Genomic DNA, 26,009 nt, shown 5'->3' on the forward strand with positions numbered 1-26,009 from the left:
ACGCCTGCGGGCGGATAAAGCATGAATTACGACTACATCATTGTCGGAGCGGGATCTGCGGGCTGCATTCTCGCCAACCGCCTGTCGGCGTCGGGCGAGTTCTCGGTGCTATTGCTGGAAGCGGGGCGAGCGGACGATTCGTTCTGGTTCAAGATTCCAGTCGGCTTTACGAAGACGTACTACAACGAAACGTATAACTGGATGTACTACAGCGAGCCCGAGAAGGAACTTGATAACCGCTCGCTGTATTGTCCGCGCGGAAAGGTGCAGGGCGGTTCTGGCTCGATCAACGCGATGATCTACGTGCGCGGCCAGGCGCGTGATTACGATGACTGGGCGCAAGCGGGCAACAAGGGCTGGTCGTATCGCGACGTGCTGCCGTATTTCCGCAAGCTCGAATCGCATCCGCTCGGCGACACCGAATATCACGGCGCGGATGGGCCGATCAGCATTTCGCCGATGAAGGATGCCGCGCATTCCATCTGTCACGTGTTCCTTGAGGGTTGCGAGCAGGCGGGCTATCAACGCACCGAAGATTTCAACGGCGCGCAATTCGAAGGCGCGGGCATTTACGATGTGAATACGCGCAATGGCCAGCGCTCGTCGAGCAGTTTCGAGTACCTGCACCCGGCGTTGAATCGCCGGAATCTGACCGTCGAGCGTGAAGTGCTCGTCACGCGGGTACTGTTCGACGCGAACAGGCGGGCGACGGGCGTCGTCGTGAAGCAGAATGGCAAAGCGCGTCAATTCACTGCGAAGCGCGAAGTGATTCTGTCGGCAGGGGCCGTCGATACGCCCAAGCTGCTGCAACTGTCGGGTGTCGGCGACCGGGCGCTGCTCGAACAGCATCGCATTCCGCTCGTGCATCATCTGCCTGCCGTCGGGCAGAACCTTCAGGATCATCTTTGCGTGAGCTTCTATTTCCGCGCAAACGTGAAGACGCTGAATGACGAAATGCGGCCGCTCATCGGCAAGATCAAGCTCGGCTTGCAGTACGTGTTGACGCGCAAGGGGCCGCTAGCGATGAGCGTGAATCAGTCCGGCGGCTTTTTCAGAGGCAGCGAGAGCGAGGCATTGCCGAACCTCCAGCTCTATTTCAATCCGCTCTCTTACCGCATTCCGAAGAGCAGCAAGGCGAGCCTCGAACCGGAACCGTATTCGGGCTTTCTGCTGTGCTTCAATCCATGCCGTCCGACGAGCCGCGGCTCGATCCAGATCGCGTCGAATCACGCGGACGATCCCGCGAAGATCCGCATCAACGCGCTGACGACGCAAAAGGACATCGACGAGGCCATTCAGGGTTGCGAGCTCGTGCGCAAGGTCATGTCGACGCAGGCGCTCAAGAGCATTACCGTCGAAGAGATTTCGCCGGGACCGCAGGTGAACGATCGCGCGGGCTTTTTGCAGTACTTCCGCGAGCAGTCCGGCTCGATCTATCACCTGTGCGGGTCGTGCGCGATGGGGCCGGACGACGGGACGTCGGTGGTCGACGAGCGTTTGCGCGTGCATGGCATATCGGGCTTGCGCATCATCGATGCGTCGATCTTCCCGAATATCACGTCGGGCAATATCAATGCGCCGACGATGATGGTCGCGGAAAAGGGCGCGGAGATGATTCTCGAAGACGCGCAAGCGGGCGGCGCGCAAGTGCGCGAAGTGGCGAAGGCGACAGTTGCCGCGCACTAGGCTCAATTGAAGAGGAGAGCGGCCGCTTGTACGGAATTGTTTTCCGTGCGCGGCCGCTTTGTTTTGTTCTCGCCAATCGGCTCAGACGTCTTCGGGAAAGCTCGCGCGGCCTTGCGTCATATCGCGCAGTGCGTCGCGCGCGGTGTCGATGGCGGTGATGGGCATGCGTATCGTCAACTGCACGCTCATTCCATAGGCGCTTGATTCGAGCGTGTGATTTTCCTGTTCGATCCAGCGGCGCACGCGTGCTTCGTCGGGATAGCCGATTTCGACGCTCAGCGACGCGAGCGCAATCCGCTCGACGCGCGGCGCGTCATGCAGCGCGGTCGCGATGGCGTCAGTATAGGCGCGCACGAGGCCGCCCGCGCCCAGTTTCACACCGCCGTAATAGCGCACGACGGCGGCCAGCACGCCGTCGAGATCGTGGTGACGAAGCACTTCGAGTATCGGTCGGCCTGCCGTGCCGGACGGTTCGCCGTCGTCGGACATGCCGGACTGGCCGCCCGCGAGGAGCGCCCAGCATACGTGCGTGGCAGTGGGGTGCTCCGCGCGCAGGCGCTGCAATTCATCCATCGCGGCGTCACGGTCGGCCACGGGAATCGCGTAGGCAATGAAGCGGCTTTTGCGGATTTCGAGTTCCGCGTGAAGCGTCGAGGGCAGCGTAAAGGTCGGCAAAGCGGGGGCGAACGGTAATTTCAAGGCGCGGGTGCGTCCGACATATTAACGGATGTGCGAGCGCGGCTTGTCTTTGAGCGTGGACTCGCTGCTCGCATTTTGACGCATGCGGAAAGAGTCTCTTGCTCACTTGCATGATGACGCGATCGCCGCGCAAGCCGATAATGCATCACATGACGGATCTAGCTCTGGCTGGGGCGATGCCGGACTCCTCATCCGGTGATCCGTCTGCTCTTCTCTTTCGACGTGGCCAACATCGTCGAGTGCCGACACTAAAATCGTGTCCCCGCTGTGCAACCGGCAGCATAACCGCTGTTACCGCCGGCGCCTGCACAACCGAAACTCCCACAAGCGGAAAGCAGCGCGCTGACGATTGCCAGTATGGTGATGAGTTGGGAGCGTGATTTCATCGTGTAGTCGCGAAAGTAATTCCACTCCGTGTCGTCGTCGCCATTGAGTCAACACGGGAGGATTGAAACGGGTGCGCCTTCGTCGCGTCCGGTTCCCTTCCCAAGCCTCACCGCGCGAGCGAATGAGCGCATATATCTAGCACGGATGCACGAACGGATCGCAAAAGATCGTCAAAGCGTTCAAACCGCTCAAAGCCGCCCCTTCGCCCCATTCAGGAACAAAGGGGCCTCGCTCTGCCAACACCGCAAAAGCAAATCCCAACTAGACCCCTCAAATCATCGGTCCTTTGATGCGCCCTTCGAAAATAGCGGTGTCGATTGCCCAATCGTCGACAGTGCCGCTACGGGTGCCGTCGACGGTCACGGCAACGCTCCGTCCGCCGACAATGCTTTTCATCTTGTCCGGCGTCAGCGCGGTTTCCTTGCGCTCGAGGGTGGTGGATGGGGACAGGTCTTTGACTACGACGGTGGCTTTCATGGCAATTCTCCTGATGCGGATGGACGAGCACGATTCAGCGCTCGCTTCCTGTTCCGCAACGCGTATGCCGATTTAGCCGCACTGTGAGGGGTAACGCACGTTGCGCGTTGATAAACGCCTGTGCACAAGGGAATATCGGAGCGTGCTCACGTGTCTATGACCGGTTGGCCGTCGTGTCGGCGAAAGTCTGTTGGCGTCAACCACACGGGCGCGCGTGGACGGTTGTTGGAATAAGCCCGACGTGCCGATGGATGCTGCGCGTTGACGCGCGAACGAACGCTATCCGTATGCCGCCGCATGCCAGCATACGGAGCGAAGGTACACGCGAGCAATGGACGAGAGCGCTATCGCTATTTGCGCAAAAGGCTTTGCGGCGGTATGCGCTCGTCGACGGGTTGACGCGCGGACGTCGGGAATCCTGCGGGATAGTCGACTACGCGCGTCGCGGCGGGCAGCGCTTGCGCGGTGACGCCAAAGAAGCGTCCCCCCGTTCTTGCGCCACCGACGATGGCCGTCATGGCCGCGCGATCGAGTTCGACGCTTTCGGAGAGATCTTTGATGACGAGCTTGGACATGGCAGTTCCAGAAGAAATATCGCGTGATGCCATTGCGACCAAAGGTGCGCTTCGATCAGTGGCGGCAACGCGCAGGGCTCGAACAACCAGTATAGATAATTCAGGCCCGATACGGTGTGGGCTACCGAGCAATGCGAACGAAGCGAAGGCGAGAAGCAAAGCGCCCGTATTCGTCGCATCGTTTACAAGCTGCCCCACATCGACCGTCTTGCTGTTGTCGGACATGAACGGTGGCAGCACCGCTCGCGCCGCGCGCACGGTGTCTACCCGGCGCACCAGTCGACGCATAGGCCATGCCAGTCGCACGACCGTGCCGTGCGTGCGTCACGGGCCAATCCTGGTTTGCGAAAGGCATACGTGCGAACTACTATCGAACGAGCACATGTAATTGGTTACGACAGGGAATTTCTTCGGCCAACGGGAGCTGCAGCGCTTTGAACACATGGCTAGCCTTGCGCACGTGATTCGGGATTTTCAGAGCGGCGCGCTCACACAAGACGCGTTTGTCGCTCAACTCGACAGCACGCTGACGACGGAAGGTCTCGGTTCGGCTCGTCTGCTCGAAATACTTGGCGAAGCGCACACCAGGAAGCCCCTGCCTCCTGATCTCTACGCGGAAGTGCGCCGCCGGATCGAGCAGATGCCGGTGTCGAACCTTGCCGCAGCGGGCGGCGAGGAAACGCGCGTGCAGACGGTGCCGGAGCGCCTTATCACGCCGCCGCCCGCGAGGAACACTGACACGTCCTCCGTCCTGTCCGGGTTCGATCAGGTGAAGGGCACGGGCGATACGCTGAACAACCGCTTCGTTCTCGAAGAGTGTCTGGGCGTGGGCGGCATGGGCACCGTGTACAAGGCACTCGATCTGCGCAAGCTCGAAGCGTCTGACCGCAAGCCTTATCTCGCGATCAAGGTGCTCAATACGCAGTTCCGCGGCAATCCGAAGTCGCTGATCGCGTTGCAGCGCGAGGCGCGCAAGGCACAGGTACTCGCACACCGCAATATCGTCACCGTTTACGATTTCGATCGCGAAGGCCCCATTGTTTATCTGACGATGGAGTACCTGTCCGGCAAGCCATTGAGCCAGATCCTGCGCACGCCGGATTTCAAGGGCATGCCCGTACAGTCCGCGTTGCCGATCGTGCGCGGCATGTCGAATGCGCTTGCGTATGCGCATGAGCGCGGCTTCGTGCATTGCGATTTCAAACCCGCGAATGTTTTTCTCACGGATACAGGCGAAGTCAAGGTGATCGACTTCGGCATTGCGCGCGTTTTTCAGCGCCCCGAAGAAGAGAGCGACGCGACGGTATTCGATCCGGCCAGCCTCGGTGCGTTGACGCCCGCGTATGCGAGCCCGGAAATGCTCGAGCATCTCGAGCCCGATCCGCGCGACGACATCTACGCACTCGGTTGCATTACGTATGAGCTTTTGACGGGACGTCACCCGTTCGAGCGCATGTCGGCGACTCAGGCGCGCGCCGCAAATCGCCAGCCACAGCGGCCGGAGAATCTGGGCAACCGTCAATGGCGCGCGCTGCGCTCGGCGCTGGCGTTCGATCGCAAGGCGCGCACGCCAACCGTGTCGCGCTTCGTCGAAGAGTTCGGCGCGCAGGAGCGCGCGTCCGCGTCGAAGCCGACGACGCGCAGCCAGGACCGCACAGGAATGCTGGTGAAGTCCGGCGTCGCGGGTCTCGCGCTCGCTTGCGCAGCGGCGGGCGCGCTGTACTTCTATCGCGCGTCGCAGAATCTGGAGCACGAAAACGACGCACAGCAGGCGTCTGCGGTGCCCGAGGCAGGCGCGCCGTCTGCGCAGAGCGAGGCTGCGTCGCCAATGTCCGCTACGTCTGTTGCGCCCGTCACACCAGCACAGCCGTCCGCTGCCTCCGTGGCCTCCACGCCTCCGCCGCGGCAAACACCCAACCCAACACCCAGCACGCCCGCGCCGCCGACGCTTGCCGCCGTCACGTCGGTGCTCGCATCACTGCCGTGCTCGGCGCTGGCCGCTTCCGTTCAGGATCGCGCGGTAGAGGTGCGTGGATTCGTGCCGCAGCAAGGCGAGGCGCAAGTCAACGAGCGCCTTGCGACCTTGCCCGGCGTGTCGTCGACGAAAGTCGACGTCCATCACGTGAGCAGCGACAAGTGCGACATCCTGAAGGAAATCGGTCCTTACTGGTCGCATAACTGGCTGGTAGGGCACATCATTTCGCTAAAGGCGCGCATGCCGAATGGCGTGCTGACGGAAGGCGATCCTCTCGTCGTCGATGTGACGACGCCGGGCTACGACTCGTATGTGAACATCGACTATTACGTACTCGACGGCACGGTAGTACACATGGTGCCGGGGCCGCGCGCAAAAGGTAATCAGGCGCCGCCGCACTACGCGGCGACGATCGGCAACGGCGGCGAGTGGGTCGTTTCGAAGCCGTTCGGCCAGGAACTGGTTGTCCTGCTGGTCACGCCTGCGCCGCTGTTCGATGCGCCGCGCCCGGAGAGCGAGTCGCGCGCGGACTATCTGCGCGCACTCGATGCGCGGCTCAAGCAGCTTGCGGCGAGATACGGGCAGGACCGCATCGTTGCCGATATCGCGCAGATCAACAGCAGGCCGCGGCCGAATTAGAAGTAAAAGGCGCGCGCGTTCTGCCTATTACGCGCGGCCTCCAGATCACTTCAGTTCTTTAACGACACGAAAGCCGTTTTGCGACTGGCGCACGCTCGGGCTGTACTTGAAGCGCGTCGAGCTCAGCATGTAATCGTTGCCTTCGCGCCATGAGCCGCCGCGAATCACGCGCATGTTGCAGCCAGGCGCATCCCATGGGCGTCCGTCGGTCGGCGCGTTCTGGTATGAGTTATGCCAACAGTCGCCAACCCATTCCCAGACGCTGCCGTTCATGTCGTACAGTCCATTTGGATTCGCCGCATATGAACCGACGGGTTCCGGCGCTTCCTTGTGATAGGGATCGCCGCAGTCCTTGCAGTTGGCTACGCCTTTGCGCATCTGATCGCCCCACCAGTACTTCGTCGAGGTGCCCGCGCGGTCCGCGTATTCCCATTCGGCTTCAGTCGGCAGCCGATAGGTCTTGCCCGTCGTCTTGCTCAGCCATTTCACGTAGGCTTGCGTATCGTCCCAGCTGAGATCGCGCGCGGGTGCATTCTTTACGGAGCTGTTTTCGGACGATAGCTTCGGGCATCCGTTGACGTCCGCGCACGCGTTCCATTGTTCGACCGTCACCTCGTATCTCGCGATCGCGAACGGCGCGGAAATGGTCACGTGATGCGGCGGCTTCTCGGACGGGTCGCCGTAATTGCTGCCCATCGTGAACGAGCCTGCGGGCAGCGACACCATCACAGGACACGCCGCGCAGTCCTTGCTTTCGCCGCCCGTCGCGGCGTGCGCGGGCGCAGCAGGCGCGGGTGTCGCTGCGGCTTTGGGCGCAGGAGCGGGCGTGGAAGCCGGCGCGGGCGTTGCGGCAGCCTTCGGTGCCGGGGCGGGCGACGGCGAAGGAGCAGGCGCCGCGTGCGTGGCGGGTGGCGTCGCCGATCCTGCTGCTTTGAGCCGTTCGATGCGCGCCTTCGCGAGCGTCGCAAAGCGGCCGTTCGGATAGGCCTTCAGATACGCTTCATAATCGCTCGCGTAATTGCTGTCCTTGATCGAATCCCAGAACGTCAATTCGTATTGCTCGTTGCTGTCCTTCGGCAAAATGCCCCGGCTATTCAACGTGACAAGTGCATTCGGCGAATCATCCGAGGCCAGCGTCAAAGTACGGGATGCAAAGATGCGCGTCGACTTCGGCAACGACGAGACGGCCCACGGTTTCTGCATGCCGTGCGTCGCCTGGATCACGCGTTGCGTGACGTGGGCAAACATTGAGTCGAGTGGCTGATCGGGTGCACCGGCCATTTCACGCAACCATGCGTCCGTGAAGACGCCGTGACGCGTGCCGTCGGCGGCTTGCGCGCCCTGCGCAGCCGCGAAGGCAATGAGCGTTTGCGCGGGCAACGGAATCGCCGCGACAGACCGCGCGAACGGCTGCGTGAGACACGCATCGAGCACCACCAGATTGAGCGCATGCGCGCGCGGCGCGGAGAGCGTATCGAGCACGCCCGACAGATCGACGCTCGCCATCATCAAGGTCGCGGGCGCGCGCGGGTCGGCGCTGGCGGAAGCAAGCAGCGTCGAGTGCCCCGCCTGCAATCCATGTCCGGCGAAATAGAACAGGGCAGTGCCGCCCGGCTGTACGCGGCGGCGAAATTCGTCGAGCGCGTCGCGCATCTGTTGCGCTGTCGCGTTCGTGCGCAACACGACATCAAAGCCTTGTGCGCGCAACGTGTCAGCGACGCTTTGCGCATCGCGCACGGCGTTCGGCAGCGCATCGACAGGGTAATCCGCATTGCCGATCACGAGCGCGACCTTGCGCCCGGCGCCTTCGACTGAACCTGTAACGGCATCGCCCGTCGCGATGCGCAGAGCGGCAGCGCCTGATTCGCGCGGTAGCGTTTGCGCGGCGGCTGCTTGCATCTGGAGTGCCCCGATGATGCAGACCAGCAGAAGTTTTCGCCACATTTTCAGATCCTGTTTGTTCTGGAAGTTCTGGAAGGAACTTCGCTATGGACGAACCGGCGGGACCAGCCGGAGGGGCCCAGCACGCAATGAGAACGACAGCCGTTCGCTGCATTGCAATCGACGGCGAAGCATGCAGCCGTTCCCGATAGTGCGTGTGCGCTGAACGGCGCCCGCGCGACGCATTGCTTTTGCATGGACCACCCTCTTCAACGATAGCACGCGATTCGAAACGTCAGAACGTTAACGAGCGTGGCGTATCTTTTTGACAAGTTACGTCCTAAGCTAAAACGGAAGCAAGCAGCACTGACCCTCCCTCGGAGAATGCGCAATGCAAAGAAGAATGAGGCTGGCGATTTTCGGCGCGCTCTTTCTCGCTTCGGCACAGGCATACGCGGGACCGACGCCTTCGCCGCCCGGAGCCGAGGAGTACATCATCTGGCCGTCGGACGGCACCGTCATTGCGGGTGGCAAGCTCTGGGTGCGAATGGGCTTGCGCAATATGGGCGTGTGCCCTAAGGGCGTGAATGTTCCGAATACGGGACATCACCATCTGCTGATCGACACGGACCTGCCGCCGATGGATCAGGAGATCCCCTCCGATCGCCAGCACCTGCATTTCGGCGCAGGGGAAACGGATGCGCGCATCGAGTTGCCGCCCGGCAAGCACACGCTGCAATTGCTGCTCGGCGACTATAACCATGTTCCGCATAATCCGCCCGTCTATTCGAAGAAGATCACCATCATCGTGAAGTGAGCACGCGCCGCCATTGCGCCGGTGGGCCGGTGCAATGCGCGCAAGACGGAGAACAGCAGCCATGATCAGGATCGTTGCCGCCGCGGCGCTTGCCGCTCTCGCTTCGTTGAATATCGCGTTCGCCGGGCCGACGCCTGCGCCAAAAGATGCATACGCGTATATCGGCTATCCGAACAACGGACAGGTTGTGCCCGCCAACAAGCCTTTTCGCGTGTGGTTCGGCTTGCGCTACATGGGCGTCGCGCCCAAGGGCGTCAAGTACCCGAATACGGGCCACCATCACCTGCTGATCGACACCGACTTGCCGCCGATGGATCAGGGAATCCCTTCCGATCGCCAGCATCTGCATTTCGGCGCGGGCGAAACGGAGACGATGATCGAATTGCCGCCCGGCAAGCACACGCTTCAATTGCTGATGGGCGACGAAAACCACGTTCCGCACAATCCACCCGTCTACTCGAAAAAGATCACCGTGATTGCGAAGTGAACGAACGTGTGTGCTCAATAATCGCGGGATAAATTGAGTACTTTGCGCGTGTTCTTTTCGACCCAACAGTTTCGCTATGAATGTCTGCCGCGCTGCGTCACATGCGCGGCAGACAAATATATGCGCGATTCGCATGCGCAGACGCGTTTTGACAGGGAACTCAATGCGAGCAAGGCTCTGAAGGTTTTTCAAGGTACGCGTAGTGCAATTGGCACGACCCATGCATGAGTGAGGCTCGAGCAGACAAGATGCTTGAAGCACCCACCCGAATATCTCGCGAATCCTTCGCTTATCCCATGGGAGAACTGTCATGAGCGCACTGATGATCAAGGACCTGTCCGTTGCCGAAGAACTCGACAGCGAAGCACTGAAATCCGTCCGCGGCGGCTATCTTGCCAATCCGTTGTTCCCGAGCCTGTCGTTCATGTTCGACAACAGCAAGACGATCAACGCACCGCAGTTCATTCAGCAACAGATGAATATCACGAACGTGGGCGGCAACAGCAACTCGACGACGCAGATCATTCCGATGATGACGGCCGGAAACAGCATCGTCATGAACTGACGTTCACGCGCGCATCCGAGGCTGTCCGGAACGGCCGGCTCGGATGGCCAGGCGCTCGTACCAAAGACGTCATCATCGTCAAAAAGATCGAAAACGTAATCGTCCTTTTCACAAGCCCGCCGCGTCACCGCACGAACTCCACGCCGAACGAAATCCGCCGACATCCATAGTGATGCCGCGCTGGACGTGCTTTACTTGAATGGCGCGCTTTGCACGTGCAGTAGAGCCGGGAAAGATCGGAGAATATCGTGTCTGCGTTGCCTGATTCGTTCGTCGCCTGCTGCACGCAACGGAGTTCGTCCGCCCGCGTTTGCGCGGATAGCCGCGACGAAGCGCCGAAAAGCCGTGTCGCCATCGTCGTTCGCGCAATTGCATCCACCGCCGTTTGCGCGGCACTGCTTGCCGGTTGCGTCGACGTTCATCAGCCCGACTACAAGCGTCCCGATACGCCGGCCAAAGCATCGTGGTCGGACAAGACGGGCTCGCTCGTTTCGCCCGCCGACACCATCGTGCCCGACTGGTGGAAGGGCTTCCAGGACCCGTATCTGAACACGTTGATCGACAAGGCGATTCAAGGCAACTTCGACATCAAGGTACTGGCCGCGCGCATCGACGTCGCCGGCGCGCAGATCGGCGAAGCGAAGGCGGGCGCGTTGCCGACGGCCGATCTCGGCGCAGGCGCGAATTTTCAAAAGGTCACGGGGCAGCCGTTTACCAAGCAGTACAACGTCGCCGCCCAGGTGAACTGGGACATCGACATCTGGGGCAAGGTCGAAAAAGGCGTGCAGGCGCAAAAGGCCGAATTCCACGCGACGGAAGCGGACTGGCGCGCGGGCTATCTGGAACTGGTGTCGAACGTGGCGACCACGTATTTCCAGATTCTCCAGTTCGACGACCAGATGGAAGCGCAGCAAAAAATGGTCGACGAGAACAAGCAGATTCTCTCGATCTTCGATGGCATGAATCGCAGCGGCCTCATTCCGAAGACGCAGGTTCTTCGCCAGCAGGCGGAGGTCAATCGTCTAACGAAGGATCTGATCGATCTGCGCCGTTCGCGCAGTCTTGCGAACAACGCGCTGTGCACGCTGATCGGCGTGCCCGCCGGCGAATTCACGGTGCCTGTCGGCCATTTGCAGCAGCGCGTGCAACTGCCGCCCGTGCCGGGCGGACTGCCTTCGCAATTGCTTTCGCGCCGGCCTGACGTCGTCGCGGCGGAACTGCGCGTGCTCGAAGGCTACGACTTCGTCGGCGAGGCGAAGCTCGCGCAATTGCCGACTGTCAGCCTGACGGCGCACGGCGGCACGGCGAGCTTCGCGCTGTCCGAGTTACTGAAGTCGTTCACGTTCGGCCTGATGCCGAGCATCAACATTCCGCTGCTCGATCCGGGCGTACGCGCGCACGTGAAGACGACGGAAGCGCAAATGGCCGTCGCCGAACAGCAGTACCGGCAAACGGTGATGGCGGCATTCGAAGAAGTCGAAAACGCGCTGGTCAGCCTGGATGCGCACAAGCAGCAACGGGTGGAATTGCAACAGGAAGTGCAGCGCCTTAGCGTGGTTGCGCAGCAGATCCAGTCGCAATTGCGCGAAGGCGTGGTTTCGCAGCTGGAAGTATTCGAAACGGAGCGCACGCTGCTTCAGGCGCAACTCGATGTACTGACGAATCATCAGCAAATACTGTCGGACACGGTACTGCTTTACAAGGCACTCGGCGGCGGCTGGCCGGCCGTCAATGTGGAAGCGCAAGTCAAGCAGTGAGCGCGGCAATCAATCCCGCAATGAACGGGTACTCGCCAATGGCAAGCACTGGCACGGTTCTTAAAAGTACTGCGTCGAGTCGAATGATTTACGGCAGCCGCAATAGCGGGACCAACAATTGACTAACACCATGCGTGACTTAAAATTCCTGATTAGCTGCCGAATTAGCTGCCAACACGGTGGCTGCGTCGAATACGCTCTGGTCGCCGCGCCTGTCGAAAGCTCTGTCCTGCCGCTCGTGCGTCAGGTGTCCACGCTTGGTGATGCAAAGAGATGAATCCCGGCGAAGCTCCGATTGCTGAGATGCGGGCGGCTCTGGACAAAGAGTTCGACGTCCTGCTGCTTCCCGTCTCATATCCGTCTCTGGGCCCCATCCGCATCGTCGACGATCTGTTCGCGATTGGCCGCAGCGAGCCGCCCTTTGCCGAGTATTCGCGCGAGCTGGTCACGAAGCTTTCGCGGCGTCACGCGCGCATCTTTAGCGAGCACGGCGCGGTTTATGTGGCGGATCTCGACAGCAAGAACGGCACGACGGTAAACGGCAATGCCGTGCGTCAGACACCTGCTCGCGTGCGCGCAGGCGACGAGCTGTGCTTTGGCGGCGAGTTGAGCTATCGCGTCGCCATCGAACCTCGGCCGTTCAGTTCCGCATCGGCGCGTGGCGTTCAGCATCTGACGGTGACGCTCAAGCCGGAACGCGACGATCTGGGACTCGAAGCGATCGACATCCCTGTATTTCCGTTTCTTGTCAGCAAGACGGATGAACTGTTCGCGCGCTATAAGGACCGCTATCCGCATCAGGTCAATTACATTTCGCGGCGGCACGCCCATATCTTTCTGAAGAGCGGCGAACCGTGGATCGAAGATCTCGGCAGCACGAACGGCACATTCGTCAATCACAAGCGGCTGGGCGAGTCGGCTGTCACATTGCAAAACGGCGATGTGGTCGGATTCGGCGGAGATCATTTCGTCTATCAGGTCGCGCTCGAAAAAACGTTCGAAATCGAGCCCACTGTCACGCAGATGACGCCGCCGCTCGCCGCCGCTGCTTCGCCCGTCGCTGCGGACACGCCCGCGCCAGTTGCGGCGGCTGCAGCAATGCCTGCGGAAGATCCCGACAAGACGACGTTCGTCGGCGCGGCGCATTCGTTTCTCGACATCTTCTGTGTCGATCGTGCGTTGCAGCGTGAAGACGAAGTCAACGAGAACTCGCCGCCGTTGACGCCGGAAGAGTCGACGGAAACGCAGCCGCGCCGTCCGCGCCGCCGCTGGCAACTCCTGCTCAGCGAATTGACGCGCACCTTCGCGGGCGGCGACCGCACGACGATGCGGCGCATCGGCTGGGGCGGCCTTGCCATGCTGATCGTCATCGGCGGCATTGCCGTTGCGCTCTACATGCGCGGTGCGTCCGAGCGCGAAGTGAAGAATCTGCTTGCAGCGGGCGAATACGAAGAAGCGGCGAATTCCGCTACGTCTTATCTACAACATCATCCCGCCAGCGATTCGATCAGGTCGCTCGCAAGCGAAGCGCTGATGAAAGCGCGCGTGCCCGGTTGGCTGGCCGCATTGCACGTCAAGCAGTTCGACCGCGCTGCGTCCATGGTGGAAGGCATGCGCGCATCGAGCGAGGGCAACCCGGATGCCGTTTCGCTGATCGACCAGTTGCGCTGGGTCGGCGACCTCGAGCGTTTCGTCGTGGGCCGTGGCGGCCCCGACGCGCCGATTCACATCTACAGCGACGAAGGCCGCATCGACGATCTGCTGAAGCGCTGGGAAGACGATGCGAAAGGGCATCAGCGCATACTCGATCGCATCGCGTCGTATGTGCCTGAATTTACCGAGCCGTATGCGCTCGCGATGAGCCATCTGCGCAAGCTGCAAAGCGACGATTCGGTGTACCTCGCCGCAATCGAGCGGCTCAATTCGACGATCGCGACTGAACTGGGACGCGACAAGCCGAACGCGTTGACGGCCGTGCTCGATGACTACGCGCAGCGTTATCTGCGTCTCGCCGGACTCGATGCGGTACGCGCAGATTTGCAGCAGTACACGGAACTCTTCAACGAAATGACAGCGCGTCATCTGCCGGCGCTGCTCGCATTGATGAAGAAGGCGAGCTTCAGCACGCCGCCGTTTCAGTCGCAATACAGGCAGTTGAGCGCGACACGTTTACCGTCATCGGAAGTTGTTGCGAAGCATGATGCCGTGAGCGCAGCATGGCAGAGCGGCGACAGCCAGCAGGCGCTGGCAGGCTTGCAGGCGATGCCCGCTGGCCCGTGGTCCGATGTGCTCGCGGCGGAACTTGCGCACAAGAAGGCGGTGCTCGACCAGTTCGCGGACTTGCAGAAAAGCCGCGGTGCGGGCAATCGAGACGACAAGCTGCTGTCGTTTTACGCGAGCCTCGACCCCGCCGAAGACGCGTACTACGTGCGCGCAATTCAAACCGATGTCGATGCGCTGCGCGACCGCGCGCTCGCCCGCGCGCAGGACTCGATCAATCGCGCGCAGACGCTATGGCGGCAATATCGCGCGAATGGTTCGATCGGCGGCACGCAACGTCTTGAAGCTGGCGTTTCGGAGGGCTTCCGCAATCAGGCGCGTCTGCTTTCGGAAGCGAATACGTCCGCGCAACAGGGCATGCGCATCTATACGCAATTGAAAGCGCCGCCTCCCGCCGGCTCCGATCAGTTGCTCGAAGATATCGAAGCGGAAACGCAATTACAGCGCCGTTCATTGCAGGAGTTGCGGATGGTGCTCGAGCCTGGCTTGCTGAAGTCCAAGCTCACTTTGATTGGAGGCACTGACGAGTGAAGCGCGACAATCATCCGAAGCCGCTTTACGAAGCGCTCGAAGATCACAGTGCCGAGGGCATCGCGATCCTCGCCGCGGAGCCCGTGCGCATTGCGACGGCACTCGTCCTGACGCTGGTCGCGCTGGTCGTGGCGGGTCTGTTGTGGTCGTTCATCGGACGCGCGGATGTGATCGTGACGGCGCAAGGCATGCTCGCGCCGGAATCGGACGTGCGGCGCATCTACGCGCCAATCGACGGCGAACTGACTGACCTGTATATCGCCGAGGGGCAGCCCGTATCGAAGGGCGATGTGCTCGCGCGCATCAATGCGCGCGGCGCAATCGAAGCGGCGACCAATGCGTTGCAGGCGCAACTGAAACTCGAAGACGCCGAGCGCGAATGGAAAGAGTTTCCGCAAAAGAAGGAGTTGATGGAGCGAAGGGCGGCCGCGCTCAAGGATCAGCTCGAAGTGGAAGAGCGTCTGCACGAGAACCGCATTTCCGAAGGCACGACCAAGCTCGCGGAAGGCCAGAAGGCGGAGCTTGAAGAAGCGCGCAGCACGCTCGACAATGCGCGCCGCACACGCGACGCCGCGCGCCAGGAAGCGGACAAGTACGCGCGCCTCTTCGCGCAGCCAGGCGGTGGCGGCGTGGCCGAACTGCAGGTCGAGGCGAAGCGCAACACGTATCTGGAAGCGGACAACGCCTATCGTGTCGCGCAATCGAGGCTCACGGAACTCGACTTCAAGCTGAGCCACGAGTACGCGCAGGCCAATGCACAACTCGAAACGAGCGGCCAGCAGGCGACGAGCTTGCAGCTTCAATACGATGCCGCGATTCGCGACATCACGAGCACCGAAGAGAAACTGCGCCTGCAATTGCAGACGGCGCGCCTCGTCGCCGACGCGGCCGCGCGCATTCGCTTCGAGAACATCGACAAGGACAATTTCCTGCTGATCCTCGCGCCGACATCGGGCGTCATCACCGATGTGACGTCGACGCAAACGGGCGACAAGATCCAGGCGAACACGCCGCTGGGCGGCATCGCGCCGAAGGATGCGCGCCCCGTGCTGAAGATCGAGATCGCCGAGCGCGACCGCGCGTTCCTGCACGAAGGCATGCCCGTCAAGCTGAAATTCAAAGCATTTCCGTATCAGCGCTATGGCCTCATCAACGGCACGCTCGCGTATATCTCGCCGGCGACGAAACCGTCGGCGCAGGACAAGCAGCCTGTCTATGAAGGCCGCGTGTCGCTCGACAAGAATTACTACCAGGTCGCGGAGAACCGCTATCCGCTGCGTTACGGCATGACGGCGAGCGCCGAAATCGTCGTGCGCGAGCGGAGGCTGATCGACCTGGGGCTGGACCCGTTCAGGCAATTGGCCGGATAAGCCGGCCACGATCTGAGCGCGCTGCAACGCAAGCCGTAGTCAACATACAACCGCCAGCACGCCTGTTCGTTCGGGCCACCATTAGAAGGAGCGGACGAGATGACCGCGATCGTACGAATCGATGATGAAGTCGTGGATGTCGGCGAATTCACGCGCCTGCTGAAGCTCACGGGCCAGTTCGAAAGCCTGATCGAGCAGATGGTGCGCGACAAGCTGACGGTGCATGCCGCGAAGAAGCATGGCGTGACGGTGAACCCCGACGAAATCCAGGAGCGCGCCGACCAGTTCCGGCGCGTGCGTGGGCTGCATCGCGCGGCCGACATGAACCAGTACCTCGACACGCTCAAGGTCAGTCTCGACGAGTTCGAGGGGTTCATCACGGATAGCCTGTATCAGGAGAAGATGCTCGACAAGGTCTGTAGCGACGGCGCAATAGAAGAGTACTTCTCGATGAATTCGCCGAAGTTCGATGCGATCGAGATCAGTCACATTCTTCTCGACGACGAAGGCAAGGCCAAGGAGATGATCTCGTATCTGAACGACGATCCCGACGCATTCGCGGAAATGGCCCGCGAGCATTCGATTGCGGATACGAGTGTATCGGGCGGCGTGATCGGCAAGGTACTGCGTGGCTCGCTGAAGCCCGATATCGAAGCGAAGATCTTCAACGCGGCAGTCGGCGACCTGCTTGGGCCGTTTGCTTCGCCGGACCGTTCGTGCTTCGAGATTTTTGCCGTGACGGCGAAATATCCGGCAGAGCTCGATGCCGATGTCGCATCGGAAATCAAACGCCTGCTGCGCGAAGAGTGGCTGATGACGCGCGCCCAGGAACACATCATCGAAGCGCTCTGAGCTGAAGCGCGCTACTGCCGGGGACCACGAGCATCATGGATGCACCGCAAACCACGCCGTCCATTGCCGATTTTCTGTCGACGGTCGAGATCCTGTCGCCGTTCACGCGCGAAGAACTCGAACGTCTCGCGGAACATGTGCAATCGCGCTTCTATTCCTTTGGCGAAACGGTGTGCAACGTGGGCGATCCCGCCGACGGTCTCTATGTGATCAAGTCGGGCTCGGTGCGCATCTTCACCGAAGAACACGGCAAGGAAATCAGCATGGGCGTGCGCAAGTTGGGCGAAGTGTTCGCCGACATCGCGATGCTGCGCGCGTACGTGCACGAGTCGTCCGTGCGTTCTTCGGGCAAGACGGAGTTGCTGTTCATTCCGCGCGCGGCGATCGAGCCCGTCATCGGCGGCAATCAGGCCGCGCTCGCATTTGTCGCGAGCTATGTCGCGATCAATTCGGCGGGCGGCTTCGTTGCGCAGCTATTCGATTTGCGCGGCAAGCTGAACAAGCAGGAACTGGAAGAATACGTGCGCAGCGTCGGCGTCAAGCGCGTCACCGCCGGCAAGGAGATTCTCAAGCAGGACGGGCGCGACGACCGGCGTCTCTATGTGGTGCGGCAAGGCGAAGTGCGCATCGTGCGCCAGGAAGACGGCAACGACTATACGCTTGCGACCCTGCGCGACGGCGAGATCTTCGGTGAAAAGGCCTGCCTGATGCGGCAGGAACAGGCTGCGTCGGCGATTGCCACGACCGATACGCGCTTGCTCGTCATTCCCGAGCGCACGGTGCATTTCATTCTCGAGCGCAATCCGAAACTGCGCGAAGTACTCGACGAGCGTATCAAATACGCGGATCGCGAGCTGGACCGGCAAAAGCGCATCGAACAGCGGCGCAAGATGCCGCTGCGGCTCGATCTTCATACGAAGCCGGAATTCGGCGAACGCGTGATCAAGCGCTTCGCGCTCGTCGAGCAGGCGGAGGAAATGGATTGCGGCGCCGCGTGCCTTGCGATGATCTGCAAGCACTACGGCATACCGATGACGCTCGGCAAGCTGCGCGAGCTCGCGAACGTGACGACGCAAGGCGCGACGCTCGACAGCCTGGCGCGTGCGGGCGAATCGCTGGGCTTCACCGCGCGCGGCGTGCAATGCACGTTCGATTCGCTGCGCGGGTTCGATCTGCCCTTTATCGTGCACTGGGAGGGCTACCACTACATCATCGTGTACGGCGTGTCGAAGGATCACGTCTGGCTCGCCGATCCCGCCCTGGGCTTTCGCAAGCTGAATATCGAAGACTTCGAGCGGGGCTGGAGCGGCACGTGTCTGCTGTTCACGCCGGGGCCGAATCTCGTGCAGCTATCGGCGTCGCGCTCGCCGTGGCTGCGCTTCGTCGCCTATCTGACGCCATACAAAAAGATACTGATGCACCTGTTTCTCGCGACGTTCGTCATTCAGGTGCTGGGCGTGATTCCGCCATTGATCATCCAGAACATTCTCGATGGCGTGATCGTGCATCAGAACATCAGTCTGCTGCATCTGCTGATACTCGGTCTGATCATTTCGAATGTGTTCTCGCAACTGATGTCGATGATCCGTGCGTATCTGTCGAACTTCATGGTTCGCAACATGGACTTCGCGATGATGTCGCAGTTCTTCAAGCACACGATGTCGCTGCCGTTCTCTTTCTTCGCAAAGCGCAAGACGGGTGACATTTTTGCGCGCTTCCAGGAGAACCAGACGATCCGCGCGTTCCTGACGGAATCGACGGTGACGACAGCGCTCAATCTGCTGATGGTATTCATCTACTTCGCGATCATGTTCTTCTACAACGCGAAGATGACGATGGTGCTGATCGCATTCGTCATTCCCATCACGGCTCTGACGATTGTCGCTACGCCGAAGATCAAGAACTACGCGCGCGAGACGTTCTCGGCGGCAACGGACTCGAAGTCGTTCCTGATGGAGGCGCTCTCGGGCGTCGAGACGGTGAAGGGCATGGGTATCGAGCGGCCCGTGCGTCTGCGCTGGGAGAAGAAGTACGCGAAAGCCCTTGAAGTGCAGTACCGCGCGCACGCGTTCAACATCCTGATCGGCTTTATCAGCCAGTTGCTGAATGCGGCGACGACGATTGCGATCCTGTGGGTCGGCGCGAATCTCGTGCTTGCGCGCGAAATGACGATTGGTCAATTGATCGCATTCAATGCATTCATGGGCAGCGTGCTGACGCCGCTGATGGGACTCGTCAGCTTGTGGAGCATGCTGAACGATGCCGGTGTCGCAATGGAGCGCCTCGGCGACGTGCTCGACATCGAGCCCGAGCAGAAGCCGGAAGATCTGCCTTCGCGCGTGATGCTGCCGGATCTGCAAGGCGCAATCAGCCTGAACGGCGTCTATTTCCGCTACGGTGAGAACGAGGGCGCGTATGTGCTCGAGAACATCACGTTCGATATCAAGCCGGGCGAGCTCGTTGCAATAGTCGGAAGAAGCGGCTCGGGCAAGACGACGCTCGCGAAGCTGCTGGTCGGCTTTTACGCGCCGAGCGACGGCAAGATGACCGTCGACGGCTATGACATGAACGTGGTCGACAAGGCGTTCTACCGTGCGCAGATCGGCTATGTGATGCAGTCCAATCTGCTGTTCTCGGGCACGATTGCCGAGAACATCGCGAGCGGCGACGATACGCCCGACCGGCGGCGCATCGAGGAGGTGGCGAAGATGGCCGACGCGCATGCGTTCATCAGCAAGCTGCCGCTCGGTTACGAACAGATCGTCGGTGAGCGCGGCATCGGCTTGTCGGGCGGACAGATCCAGCGTCTGTGCATTGCGCGCGCGCTGTATCACGATCCGCGTCTGCTCGTATTCGACGAAGCGACGTCGGCGCTCGATACGCAGTCGGAAAGCAATATCCTCAGCAACATGCACGACATCCTCAAGGGACGCACGGCCGTCATCATCGCGCACCGTCTGAGCACGATCATGCGCGCGGACAAGATTCTCGTGCTGTACGAAGGTGCGATCGTCGAGCAGGGGCGTCACGAGGAACTGGTCAACCGGAAGGGCATGTACTACCAGCTAGTCCAGAAACAGTTGAGCGCGTGATGAAGATACTCGACCAGCAACCGGAAGACAGCAGTTCCGCACTCTCGTACGCGGGATTGATCGAGAAGATCGAGATATTGCGTTCGACGCTGCGCTGGTCGTCGCGGCTCGAACGCGCGGATATCGAAAAGCTCCTGAAACAGGCCAGTTCCTTGCGCGATGAAGTGATGCAGATGTCGCACAAGGAGCGCTTCGTACAGGCGGCTGCCGTCGAGCCGTTGCGCGGTGATCAGTCGCGCGGGGCGCGGCGGCAGGCGCTGCTTGCGCGCAGCTTCATTTTCGAAGGCACGTTCGGCGACAACCCTAAACTGCTGGAAGCACTCGAAATCTCGGAGAAGGCCGCGCCGACCGATCTGCCCGTCCTGATCGACGGCGAAAGCGGCACCGGCAAGGAGTTGATGGCGAAAGTCATTCACGCGAACGGCAGCCGCGCGGACAAGCCGTTTATCTCCGTCAACTGCGGCGCGATTCCGGACAACCTGCTGGAATCGGAGCTGTTCGGTCATCGCAAGGGTGCGTTCACGGGCGCGACGAACGACCGCAAAGGCAAATTCGAAAGCGCGCATACAGGTACGATCTTTCTCGACGAAATCGGCGAGTTGCCGTTGACGGGACAGGTGAAACTGCTGCGCGTGCTGGAAGCGCATGAAATACAGCGCGTGGGTTCCGACGAGCCGATCGGCGTCGATACGCGCATCGTCGCCGCGACCAATCGCAACCTGCGCAAGCTGAGCGAGCAGGGCACCTTCCGCGAAGATCTGTTCTATCGGCTGAGCGTCATTCACGTGACGCTGCCGCCGTTGCGCGAGCGGCGCGATGAAATTTCGCTGCTGATCCAGTACTTCGGCGACGAGGCAGCGGGCGTGCTCAAACGCCGTCCCGTGAGAATAACCCCTAAATTAAGGGACTTTCTGCTGACCTATTCGTATCCGGGCAATATCCGCGAATTGCGCAACGTGATGTACCGCATTTCGTGTCTCGCGGGCGATATCGCCGATGTCGATCACCTGCCGTCGGATATGCGCCCGTCGTCGCCCGTTTCTTCGTTGGTGCCCGGCGTGGTGAACGACACGGCGACCGGCGCCGCGAGCGTGACGAACCTGCTGTCGCTCAGCGACGCGAAGCGCGCCGCCAGCGACGAAGCCGAAAAGGCCTTCTTGCAGCGCGGCTTGCAGGAAGTGGGCGGCACGGTCGCGGAACTGGCGCGGCGCGTCGACATGAACCGCTCGCATCTTCAGATGCTGCTGAAGAAGCACGGGCTGCATTCGAAGGATTTTCGCCGCCAGCACGCGCAGGCCAATGCGCGCAAGGACGAAACAGAAGCGAACGACGAAACGCAATGACGCAACGCGATGACGAAACCGAAGCGTCGTATCAGGGCGCCGGATTGAGCAGCGTTTTGTCAGACGCATGCGGGTCTTCCGCCTGCACGACGATGGCCGTGATGTTATCGCGGCCGCCGCGCGCCAGCGCGATATCGACGAGTTCGCCGGGTGCACGCCGGCAATCGACAGTGGAGAGCGTCTTGTGAATCTCCTCGTCGGTCACTTCGTTGCTCAGACCATCGCTGCATAGCAGGAACACATCGCCGTCCGCGACTTCGATCGCGTCTTCGTCGAGATCGAGATGATCGGTTGCGCCGACCGCGCGCGTAATGATGTTGTGCGCCGGATGATTGTGCGCTTCTTCTTCCGTCAGATAACCGGAGCGGCGCAGCTCTTCCACCTGGCTGTGATCGCGCGTCAGCTGGCGTAACTGCCCTTCACGCAGCAGATAGATGCGGCTGTCGCCCGCCCACAGATAGCCGCAGAAGCGGTCGCATGCGAGCAGCACCACGACGGTGGTGCCGATGCGCGGCACCTGCCGGCGGCTCGCCTCTTCGCGCAGCTGACGGTTCGCGTCTTGCAGGCGCGTGCGCGCCTGGGCGATGAACTGCTTGATGCCCGTTGCGTCCGGTAGCTGGCCGAGTACTTCGACGACGAGCTGGCTCGCGAGATCGCCGACGGCGTGTCCGCCCATGCCGTCGGCCACGGCCCAAAGGCCGCGTTGCGGCTCATCGAGGCAGGCGTCCTCGTTGATCTCGCGCACGCGGCCGGTGTCGGAGCGTGCCGCCGACGTCCACCGGAATTGACTGATACAGGTCACGGCATCTAAGCCCGGTTCAGGCTTCGTTCGTCAGGAGCGGTAATGACGTTCGAGTTGTTGCCCGTGTTCTGGACGTTGACCGTCTGGAACTGGTTGATCATCTGGTTAGCATAGAAGTTGTTCGTGACGTCGTACAGGTTCACGACGGGGCCGACGCTCGGCGTGTTCTGGACAAACGGGGTGATCCAGCCGAATACCCACGGCGCGCCGCCGCCGCCGCTAATCGCGGACATTGCCTTGCGATCGAGCGCGAGGTTGAGGGGCAGGTCGTTGATGTTGATGGATGCCATGACGTGTCTCCCGATTGGCCATCAGTCATGAGGCCGCGAGTCAGAGAATGATGCGTGATGCCAGCTAAGGTGCAAGGCCTATGCCAGTTTGCGCCGCGCGTGCGAGCTTTCCTGCCGATCGTTGCGGGGCGGGCCATCGCGGCGACTGCCTTGTAACGGCGCGGCATACCGGCGACACGTTGCGTTGGCGACGGCCCAACAAACGATGACCGCAAAAGGTGGGGTAGCCAACACTTTTGTGCGCCACGCCGGGCGCCGCGGCAGAACGCAAAGTGATGGTGTCGGCGCAACACAACTGTCCGAATTCCTGTTGGGACCGTCCATACACAAGGTACCTGCAAGGTGCCCTTCCAGAGGGAAATATATCGGTAAATCAATGGCTTGATTCACCTGGTCCGCTTGATGCAAAAGGGTCGGCAACAGTGTTGGCCTTTTGAATCGGATAGCTGGACAAAGCCATGAACCGCACCCTCCAACAATCAGGCAGTGAACAAGGCGCAAACCGCGCGGCCGCTTATGCATCGGCGGACGTCGCGCTCGGCGGTTCCGATGACGAACCCGCTCTCGGTGCTCACCTGATCACGCAACGCCGCGGCTACGAACATCACGGCATCTATGCAGGCAACGGCAAGGTCATTCACTACGCTGGTTTCGCCAAGTCCGCGCATCGCGGTCCCGTCGAAGAAGTGCCGCTCGAACAGTTCGCCGATGGTCACGCCGTCGCCGTGCGTCCGCATCCGTTCCCGAAGTTTTCCGGCGAAGAAACCGTGCTGCGCGCCCGCACGCGCCTTGGCGAAAACCGCTATCGCCTGCTGACGAACAACTGCGAGCACTTCTGCGCATGGTGCCTGCTCGGCGAAAGCCGCAGCGAACAGGTTCACGAATGCTTCACGCATCCGCGTGCAGGCGTCCATGCGCTGCTGTGCCTCGTGAGCGCTTTCGTCGGCAACCGGATGAAAATCGGCCACGCCGTTGTTAACGCAGCATGAACCCAGCAGCATGAACCCAGCGGTATGAACCCAGCAACTGAAGTTTGAAGCACACAAAGACGCGAAGGAGACCACCATGAGCCCGACCGGAAAGACACTGCACTGGGCCGTCGACAAATGGCTCGCGCCCACGCCCGCGATGCCCGCGCGCGTGGTTCGCTTCTGCCGCACGCAGATGCATCGGCGCTGCGTGTGCGTCGAAGCCGCGCGCCCCGGTGGGCTGCTGTCGATTTTCTTCTTCCGTCACGACGACGGATCGTGGAATGTGTTCCCGCCTGCGCAAGCGCGGCCGGCGATGTCGGCATGGAGGACTGCGTGATGAAAAACGGCGACCCGGCGTGCAACGCACGCGGCCCGCGCATCGAGCGGCTTGCGCTGTGCGGCGCGCAATCTATTCGCCAGGCTGGCAGAAGCGCCGCCCCGGCACGTGCGACATTACGGCCTCGGCGATTTGACGAGGCGTGCTCTCGGCAGGCACGACGCGCCGGCAGGATTCAACGTCGTGCCTGAAGGTCCATTCGACGAGCCGGTACGAGCGTCCCCATGGATGCTGCATCGGCGGCGACACGGTGCAGCTGCGGATCGTGAGCGTTTGCGCGTTGCCGTGCAGCGCGCGCAGATGTTCGAGCACCGAGTCTTCGACCATCGTGTATCTCCTGTGTCGACCGGAGTTGGCGCTTTAGCGCCATACTCCGGTCCCATGCAGAGCGGTCGACCGGAGTTGGCGCTTTAGCTGTCGGCTGGAGTTAGTGCTTTAGCACTTACTCCAGCCCCATGCAGAGCACTTACTCCGGTCCCATGCAGAGCGGTCGACGGGAGTCGCGGCTTGAGCGCTCACTCCCGTCCCATGCAAAGAGTTGCAACGGGAGGCGACACCCCGGCGGATAAAAAAATGCCGCCGATACTCAGGCGGCTCAACAGGGGATGTTGAGCCACATGTTCACAGGAAAGAATTAAACGAGCCTTAAAAGTGGTGGCCCCACGGTTCGGCGATGCGCAGCGCGCCCCACTGGAGCCAGCGCTTAGTGCCGCTCGCCGTAGCCGTCGGTCAGCGTATGCAGGAACGCGACGATATCGCGCATGTCCTGATCGGTCATCGCTGGCTGCTCGCCGAACTTGCGGTCGAACGGCGCATCCTTCACGTCGACGTTCGCGCGATACGCGGGCGGAATGTCGTTGTACTTCTCCGGCTTGCCGTCGGCGCCGCGCGGGTAGAAGCGCGCGGGGTCGGTATTGCGCGCGTTGTAGAACGCCATCACGTCGTCGAGATTGTTGTAGATGCCGTTGTGAAAGAACGCGTGGCGCGTCGCCGAATTACGCAGCGTCGGCGTGAGGAACATTCCGCAGTATTGCGTCTGGTCCTTCAGGTCCGTGCGGAAGGGGCCGCAGATGCCCATGTCGAAGAAGTGCGGATCGTGGTTCTGCGCGAGCGCCGTGTTGCGCGGCACGCCGAGCGCTTCGTACTGGAAGTCGGTGAACATCGGCGGCAGGCCGTCGCGGCTCGGCTTCGACAGATGGCAACCTGCGCAGTTGGCCTTGTCGGGATCATTGAAAAGGTGCAGGCCGCGCAGTTCGGCTTGCGAGAGACGCGCCTTGCCTTCGAGCCAGTAGTCGTACTTGCTGGAGTACGGATGGAACGACGGGTCCTCGACCTGATAGCGTGCGACGGCGAACATCGCTTCGGCGACGGCGAGCCGCTGGTCCCTGAAGATATTGGGGCCGAACAGCTGCAGCATCGTCTTTGCGTAGCGCGCGTTCTGCAGCTTGCGCAGCACTTCGGCGTCGTCCTTGTTCGCCATCTCGACCGGATTGAGCATCGGGCCCGACGCCTGCTGTTGCAGCGTATCGACGCGCCCGTCCCAGAAGAGTCCGCCCTGCGGCACCATTTCCGCCGCCGCGGGCGCCGCGCCCGCCGTCTTTTGCGCGCGTTGCGTGCCCGCTGCCTGGCTTGCGAGCTGCGCGAGGTTCGCCGGGTTGTCGTCGTTCTCCGCGCTGTCGGGGCCGATGCTGAAATTCGGCTGACGGTACAGGTACATCAGCGAAGGCGGCGGCCGGTAGCCTTGCAGCGTCATATGCTCGCCGCCCAGTTGCACGGCGAGATCGTTGGGCGGCCCATACGCGTGCGCGGGGCTGTGGCACGTTGCGCACGACTGCTTGCCGGACGCAGACAGCGACGTGTCGAAGAAGATCTCCTTGCCGAGCATCGCGACGGCGGAGAGCGGCGCGGCGGACGGGCGCTGCAACGTGACGGGATGCGCATTGGCGCCCGTCATGTCCTCGACGATCTCGCCGATTGCATCGGGCATGTACTGCGGATACGCGACAGCGAATCCGCACGCGCCGAGCGCCACGACGACGGCCGCGGCGCACAGCGCGAGCGCGCGGCGCCGCGACCCCGACGGCGAACCGCTCGGGGCGTTCTTGGGCTCAAGGGGCGAGGGATTCACTGATGGCGTAGAGAGCTCGGTCATATTCGATCGCGATGCAACGACTGATTCGGGATAGACGCGCCGCA

At 61.5% G+C, this 26,009-nt stretch carries 20 protein-coding genes and 1 pseudogene; 13 read left to right on the forward strand and 8 right to left on the reverse strand.

The window, feature by feature from the left end; all coding sequences use genetic code 11:
• Positions 1-21 precede the first annotated feature (21 nt).
• Entirely contained in the window at positions 22-1,686 is a 1,665-nt protein-coding gene (locus GCT13_RS05135; protein WP_152755670.1) for a GMC family oxidoreductase, read from the forward strand.
• 81 nt (positions 1,687-1,767) lie between these two features.
• Here the strand turns inward: GCT13_RS05135 and GCT13_RS05140 are convergent, their stop codons facing one another.
• The 3 genes from GCT13_RS05140 to GCT13_RS05150 all read right to left on the reverse strand — a co-directional run bounded on the left by GCT13_RS05140 (position 1,768) and on the right by GCT13_RS05150 (position 3,824).
• Complete coding sequence (locus GCT13_RS05140; protein ID WP_152756088.1) at positions 1,768-2,361, reverse strand: IMPACT family protein; 594 nt, start codon at positions 2,359-2,361, stop codon at positions 1,768-1,770.
• A 681-nt stretch (positions 2,362-3,042) separates the two neighbouring features.
• Positions 3,043-3,249: a hypothetical protein gene (locus GCT13_RS05145; protein ID WP_152755671.1), complete on the reverse strand. Its 207-nt coding sequence runs from the start codon at positions 3,247-3,249 to the stop codon at positions 3,043-3,045.
• 350 nt (positions 3,250-3,599) lie between these two features.
• The gene (locus tag GCT13_RS05150; protein WP_152756090.1) at positions 3,600-3,824 is read right to left on the reverse strand and encodes a hypothetical protein; all 225 of its coding nucleotides are present in this window, start codon (positions 3,822-3,824) and stop codon (positions 3,600-3,602) included.
• Between the two features lie 442 nt (positions 3,825-4,266).
• Here GCT13_RS05150 and GCT13_RS05155 point away from each other — a divergent pair, with 442 nt between their 5' ends.
• Positions 4,267-6,438 (forward strand): serine/threonine protein kinase, encoded by a 2,172-nt coding sequence (locus GCT13_RS05155; protein ID WP_152755672.1) that lies wholly within the window; start codon positions 4,267-4,269, stop codon positions 6,436-6,438.
• 45 nt (positions 6,439-6,483) lie between these two features.
• Here the strand turns inward: GCT13_RS05155 and GCT13_RS05160 are convergent, their stop codons facing one another.
• Complete coding sequence (locus GCT13_RS05160) at positions 6,484-8,382, reverse strand: SUMF1/EgtB/PvdO family nonheme iron enzyme (RefSeq protein ID WP_152755673.1); 1,899 nt, start codon at positions 8,380-8,382, stop codon at positions 6,484-6,486.
• A gap of 328 nt (positions 8,383-8,710) precedes the next feature.
• Between GCT13_RS05160 and GCT13_RS05165 the strand changes: the two genes are divergently transcribed.
• The 9 genes and pseudogenes from GCT13_RS05165 (at position 8,711) to GCT13_RS05205 (ending at position 21,413) form a co-directional block, all read left to right on the forward strand.
• Positions 8,711-9,136 carry a DUF4399 domain-containing protein gene (locus GCT13_RS05165; RefSeq protein ID WP_152755674.1) on the forward strand — a complete coding sequence of 142 codons (426 nt, stop codon included), beginning with the start codon at positions 8,711-8,713 and terminating at the stop codon, positions 9,134-9,136.
• A gap of 61 nt (positions 9,137-9,197) precedes the next feature.
• Complete coding sequence (locus tag GCT13_RS05170; RefSeq protein ID WP_152755675.1) at positions 9,198-9,623, forward strand: DUF4399 domain-containing protein; 426 nt, start codon at positions 9,198-9,200, stop codon at positions 9,621-9,623.
• Positions 9,624-9,933: 310 nt separating this feature from the next.
• The gene (locus GCT13_RS05175) at positions 9,934-10,188 is read left to right on the forward strand and encodes a hypothetical protein (protein WP_152755676.1); all 255 of its coding nucleotides are present in this window, start codon (positions 9,934-9,936) and stop codon (positions 10,186-10,188) included.
• 248 nt (positions 10,189-10,436) lie between these two features.
• Positions 10,437-11,945: an efflux transporter outer membrane subunit gene (locus tag GCT13_RS05180; protein ID WP_407670749.1), complete on the forward strand. Its 1,509-nt coding sequence runs from the start codon at positions 10,437-10,439 to the stop codon at positions 11,943-11,945.
• Positions 11,946-12,218: 273 nt separating this feature from the next.
• Positions 12,219-14,772: pseudogene (locus GCT13_RS05185) on the forward strand (FHA domain-containing protein); the annotation flags it as partial.
• The gene (locus GCT13_RS05190) at positions 14,753-16,126 is read left to right on the forward strand and encodes an HlyD family efflux transporter periplasmic adaptor subunit (RefSeq protein WP_321574195.1); all 1,374 of its coding nucleotides are present in this window, start codon (positions 14,753-14,755) and stop codon (positions 16,124-16,126) included. The pseudogene GCT13_RS05185 and the gene GCT13_RS05190, both read left to right, overlap by 20 nt.
• A 99-nt stretch (positions 16,127-16,225) precedes the next feature.
• Entirely contained in the window at positions 16,226-16,978 is a 753-nt protein-coding gene (locus GCT13_RS05195; protein ID WP_152755678.1) for a peptidylprolyl isomerase, read from the forward strand.
• A 35-nt stretch (positions 16,979-17,013) separates the two neighbouring features.
• Positions 17,014-20,070: a peptidase domain-containing ABC transporter gene (locus tag GCT13_RS05200; RefSeq protein WP_152755679.1), complete on the forward strand. Its 3,057-nt coding sequence runs from the start codon at positions 17,014-17,016 to the stop codon at positions 20,068-20,070.
• Positions 20,070-21,413: a sigma-54 interaction domain-containing protein gene (locus GCT13_RS05205; RefSeq protein ID WP_152755680.1), complete on the forward strand. Its 1,344-nt coding sequence runs from the start codon at positions 20,070-20,072 to the stop codon at positions 21,411-21,413. The genes GCT13_RS05200 and GCT13_RS05205 overlap by 1 nt, the downstream gene beginning before the upstream one ends.
• A 31-nt stretch (positions 21,414-21,444) precedes the next feature.
• Here GCT13_RS05205 and GCT13_RS05210 read toward each other — a convergent pair whose 3' ends face one another.
• Both GCT13_RS05210 and GCT13_RS05215 read right to left on the reverse strand, forming a co-directional pair.
• The gene (locus GCT13_RS05210; RefSeq protein ID WP_321574197.1) at positions 21,445-22,215 is read right to left on the reverse strand and encodes a PP2C family protein-serine/threonine phosphatase; all 771 of its coding nucleotides are present in this window, start codon (positions 22,213-22,215) and stop codon (positions 21,445-21,447) included.
• Between the two features lie 5 nt (positions 22,216-22,220).
• A complete protein-coding gene (locus GCT13_RS05215) occupies positions 22,221-22,505 on the reverse strand; it encodes a hypothetical protein (RefSeq protein ID WP_152755681.1) in 285 nt (94 codons plus the stop codon).
• A 458-nt stretch (positions 22,506-22,963) separates the two neighbouring features.
• Here GCT13_RS05215 and GCT13_RS05220 point away from each other — a divergent pair, with 458 nt between their 5' ends.
• Complete coding sequence (locus tag GCT13_RS05220) at positions 22,964-23,494, forward strand: lecithin retinol acyltransferase family protein (RefSeq protein WP_152755682.1); 531 nt, start codon at positions 22,964-22,966, stop codon at positions 23,492-23,494.
• A 76-nt stretch (positions 23,495-23,570) separates the two neighbouring features.
• Positions 23,571-23,813: a hypothetical protein gene (locus GCT13_RS05225; RefSeq protein WP_152755683.1), complete on the forward strand. Its 243-nt coding sequence runs from the start codon at positions 23,571-23,573 to the stop codon at positions 23,811-23,813.
• A 72-nt stretch (positions 23,814-23,885) separates the two neighbouring features.
• On the opposite strand, the gene GCT13_RS05230 is transcribed toward GCT13_RS05225, so the two are convergent.
• Positions 23,886-24,140 (reverse strand): DUF2866 domain-containing protein, encoded by a 255-nt coding sequence (locus GCT13_RS05230; RefSeq protein WP_152755684.1) that lies wholly within the window; start codon positions 24,138-24,140, stop codon positions 23,886-23,888.
• Between the two features lie 376 nt (positions 24,141-24,516).
• Positions 24,517-25,965, reverse strand: coding sequence for a cytochrome-c peroxidase (locus GCT13_RS05235; protein WP_152755685.1), 1,449 nt, complete (start codon positions 25,963-25,965; stop codon positions 24,517-24,519).
• Between the last annotated feature and the right edge of the window lie 44 nt (positions 25,966-26,009).

Origin of the sequence: Paraburkholderia franconis (assembly GCF_009362735.1) — a bacterium.
GTDB classification, from domain to species: Bacteria; Pseudomonadota; Gammaproteobacteria; order Burkholderiales; family Burkholderiaceae; genus Paraburkholderia; species Paraburkholderia franconis.